1 protein-coding gene is annotated in these 1,438 nt (G+C 61.2%); it reads right to left on the bottom strand.

What is annotated here, in order from left to right; all coding sequences use genetic code 11:
- Positions 1-42: 42 nt before the first annotated feature.
- The gene (locus E1N52_RS43725; protein ID WP_425468218.1) at positions 43-1,323 is read right to left on the bottom strand and encodes an IS256 family transposase; all 1,281 of its coding nucleotides are present in this window, start codon (positions 1,321-1,323) and stop codon (positions 43-45) included.
- Positions 1,324-1,438 lie beyond the last annotated feature (115 nt).

The following is a 1,438-nucleotide window of genomic DNA, read 5'->3' on the forward strand; positions in this document are numbered from 1 at the left end:
GAGCAATCGTCAATAGTGGTGTACGCGGGCGGGACGGCATGATCAGGCGGCCAGCGCTTGAGGAGCCGGTGTGCTATCAATCACCGGGGTTCCGTCTTTGAAGGGAACACCCTTCAGAAGCTGATCAATTTTCTCGGCACCGCGAATCTTCCTCCAGCCCTGCTCGGCCGCTTCAATCAGCTTGAACGCCATGGCGAGGAAGGTCGCGCGCGACAGACAGTTACGCGTGCGGCTCGTGCGATGGCGTACCGTCGCAAACGTCGATTCGATTGGATTCGTGGTCCGCACATGCTGCCAGTGCTCCGCAGGGACGTCGTAGAACGCGAGCAGTGCGTCTCGATCCTTCGTGAGCTTCTCGACAGCCTTCGGGTACTTCGCCGCGTACACGTCGACGAACTGATTGAACGCAACAATCGCATCGGCGCGCGTCGCGGCATTCCAGATTTCTGCGAGCGCCGCCTTGGCCTTGCCGTGCTGCGACTTGGGCATTGCGTTGAGGATATTTCCAACCTTATGGAACCAGCAGCGCTGATGTCGCGTCTGCGGGAATACCTCGTCGAGTGCCGCCCATAGTCCCATCGCGCCGTCACCAACCGCGAGCAGTGGCGGCGCCTGCAGGCCGCGCGATTTCAGATCGAGCAGCAGTTCAATCCACGATTGTTTCGACTCACGGTAACCGTCGCTGAGCGCAACGCGCTCCTTCTTGCCGTCCGGCTTCACGCCGATGATCACCAGCAGGCATTGACCGTCGGAATCCTCCGTTCGCGCCTGCGTGTGGATGCCATCGGCCCACCAGTAGACCCAGCGTGAGCTCGACAGGTCCCGCTTGTTCCATTGCTCAAACTCGTCTGCCCATGCGGCCTTCAGGCGGCTCACAACGCTCGCTGACAGCCCTTTGGCCTGTTCGCCCAGTAGCTCCGACAGGGCGTCGCCCATGTCGCTGGTCGACACCCCACGCAGGTACAGCCACGGCAGCGACGACGACACCCGCGGCGACTTGCGCACATAGGGCGGTACGACCGATGAATTGAACTTGATGCCCGAGCCCGAGCGGTCGCGAACCTTCGGCACCCTGACCGGTACTGGGCCCACCGCCGTGACGATCTCGCGCTCTGGCAGGTAGCCGTTGCGCACGACCGCGCGCCGGCCGTCCATCGTCTTCACATTCGAATATTGCTCAAGCATCGCCGCCAGTTCCGCCTCGATTGCCTGCTGGATGATTCGCCGCGCCCCTTGCTGGATCAGATCGTCCAGGCCAGGTGCGCCTTCAAATTGCGTTTCTGCTGTTTGACCGTTGCTCGTTTCCTGCGTATGTTTCGCCATGGTGGTGGAGTTCGATTGAGGAAGTGTTACCGTGGAAAGCAACATTCTCCTCCAATCGCCACCGCCTTCTCCTGCCTCCTCCCTACGCCGCATACACCAGTTCCGACGATAACTC

It is taken from the genome of Paraburkholderia guartelaensis, from assembly GCF_004353905.1.
GTDB classification, from domain to species: domain Bacteria; phylum Pseudomonadota; class Gammaproteobacteria; order Burkholderiales; family Burkholderiaceae; genus Paraburkholderia; species Paraburkholderia guartelaensis.

What these genes read in the sequence shown, in the direction of transcription:
- E1N52_RS43725 (WP_425468218.1), bottom strand. Translation starts at nt 1,323, where the DNA reads ATGGCGAAACATACGCAGGAAACGAGCAACGGTCAAACAGCAGAAACG.